This window comes from Nonomuraea sp. NPDC049141 (assembly GCF_040648415.1).
Classification (GTDB): Bacteria; Actinomycetota; Actinomycetes; order Streptosporangiales; family Streptosporangiaceae; genus Nonomuraea.
Genome location: NZ_JBEZDR010000136.1, coordinates 1 through 2,313, shown reverse-complemented (window position 1 = coordinate 2,313; position 2,313 = coordinate 1). Strand labels below are relative to the sequence as shown.

Sequence of the window (2,313 nt, the reverse complement as noted above, 5' to 3'; positions counted from 1 at the left end):
CAGGCGTGCACGGTCACCTCGACGGCACCGACGCCGCACACGGTCGCGGCCGTCAACGGGCAGCCGCCCGGTCGGCGCCGCCAGCCGCAGCCGACCGGGCCGGTGTGACCGGCGGGCGTCGGGTGCTGCTGGTGCTCCAGGCGATGGACTGCGGGGGCAAGGACGGCACCATCAAGCGGGTGGCCGGCGCGATGAATCCGCTGGGCCTGCACGTGCGCTCGTTCGGTCCGCCCACGGCCGAGGAGTTGCAGCACGACTTCCTGTGGCGGATCCGGCGGGCGCTGCCGCCGCCCGGGTACGTCGGTGTCTTCAACCGGTCGCACTACGAGGACGTCCTCGTGGCGCGCGTCGAGTCGCTGGTGCCCGAGTCGATCTGGCAGGCCAGGTACGACGAGATCAACGCCTTCGAGCGGGAGCAGGCCGACGCCGGGGTGACCATGGTGAAGGTGCTGCTGCACATCTCGTACGCGGAGCAGGGCCGGCGGCTGCTGGAGCGGCTGGACGAGCCGCGCAAGCACTGGAAGTACGATCCGTCGGACGTCGACGCCCGGGCCCGCTGGGACGACTACCAGGCCGCGTACGCCGAAGCCCTGAGCCGGTGCGGCACGGACGCCGCGCCCTGGTACGTGGTGCCGGCGGACCGCAAGTGGTACCGCGACTGGGCCGTCGCGCACCTGCTCCGCGAGACGTTCGACACCCTCGATCTCGGGTATCCGCCTGCCGGTTTCGACGTCCGGCGCGAACGGGAGCGGCTGCTGGGATCGGAGAGAACGTCGTAGGTGAACGGCGGGTGAACGACTGGTGAATGCGGTCTGACCAGGGGGAGGCCGCCGAATCTCCGCTTTCGTCGTTTCCTAGCATTCCCAGGCGGGCACCCTCCGGGCGGCCGCCACCCTTCCACCGACACGACGAGGTCCGTGCTGTGAAGTTTTCCTTCCGCCCGAACGAGGGCGCCTTCTACGAGCTCTTCACCAGGGCCGCACAGAACCTGGTGAAGGGCACCGAGCTGCTCAACGAGCTGGCCCTGCCGGGGGTGGAGGTGCAGTCGGTCAGCGAGCGGCTCACCGAGGTGGAGCACGACAGCGACCAGATCACCCACGAGTTGTACAAGAAGATCAACTCGACCTTCATCACGCCGTTCGACCGGGAGGACATCTACCGGCTCGGGTCGCTGCTGGACGACGTGATGGACCACCTCGAAGCGGTCGGCAACCTGCTCTACCTCTACGGCCTGACCAAGCTTCCCTCGCTGCCCCGCGAGATGCACGAGATGGTCAACGTCCTGGACGCCCAGGCGAAGCTGACCGCCGACGCGATGCCGCGCCTGAAGTCGATGAAGGACCTCGAGGACTACTGGATCGAGTGCAACCGGCTGGAGAACGACGGCGACCAGGTGTACCGGATGCTGCTGGTCCGCCTCTTCTCCGGCGAGTACGACGCCCTGACCGTGCTGAAGATGAAGGAGGTCGCCGACGAGCTGGAGGCCGCCTGCGACGCCTTCGAGCACGTGGCGAACACCGTCGAGACCATCGCGGTCAAGGAGTCCTGATCCTGTGAGTCCCGAACTCATCGCCGTGCTGGCGGTGATCGCGGTGGCCCTGGCGTTCGACTACACCAACGGCTTCCACGACGCTGCCAACGCGATCGCGACCAGCATCTCCACACGGGCGCTCACACCCCGGGTGGCCCTGGCCATGGCGGCGGTCGGCAACTTCATCGGCGCCCACTTCGGCGCCGAGGTGGCCAAGACCGTCGGCAGCGGCCTGGTGAAGCTGCCCACCGGCACAGCCAGCCTCGGCATCGTCTTCGCGGGCGTCATCGGCGCCATCGTGTGGAACCTGGTGACCTGGTACTTCGGCCTGCCGTCGTCCTCGTCGCACGCGCTGATCGGCGGCCTGGTCGGCTCGACCGTCGCCGCGTCCGGCACGGTGCTCTGGACCGGCATCGGGGAGAGCGTGATCATCCCGATGGTCCTCTCCCCGATGGTCGGCTTCCTGCTCGGCTACATCGTCATGATCGCCGTGCAGTGGATCTTCCGGAAGGGGCACCCGGGCCGGCTCAACCGGGGCTTCCGCTGGGCGCAGACGGCGTCCGCCGCCGCCATGTCGGTCGGCCACGGCATGCAGGACGCCGCCAAGACCATCGGCATCGTGGTGCTCGCGCTCTACGTCGGCGGCTACCAGGACGACCCCAGCTTCATCCCCGAGTGGGCGTTCTGGACGTCGGCGGCCGTGCTGGCCGCCGGCACGTACGCCGGTGGCTGGCGGATCATCCGGACCCTGGGCCGGAAGATCATCGACCTCCGGCCGCCGG

At 69.0% G+C, this 2,313-nt stretch carries 3 protein-coding genes; all 3 read left to right on the top strand.

Translation table 11 applies throughout. The features are described 5' to 3' along the window. On the top strand, nucleotides 1-779 hold a 779-nt coding region (locus AB0B91_RS65185; RefSeq protein ID WP_358343034.1), incomplete at its 5' end, for a PPK2 family polyphosphate kinase. Between the two features lie 143 nt (nucleotides 780-922). After that, nucleotides 923-1,549: a DUF47 family protein gene (locus AB0B91_RS65180; protein WP_088998168.1), complete on the top strand. Its 627-nt coding sequence runs from the start codon at nucleotides 923-925 to the stop codon at nucleotides 1,547-1,549. Between the two features lie 4 nt (nucleotides 1,550-1,553). After that, on the top strand, nucleotides 1,554-2,313 hold a 760-nt coding region (locus AB0B91_RS65175), incomplete at its 3' end, for an inorganic phosphate transporter (RefSeq protein WP_358343032.1).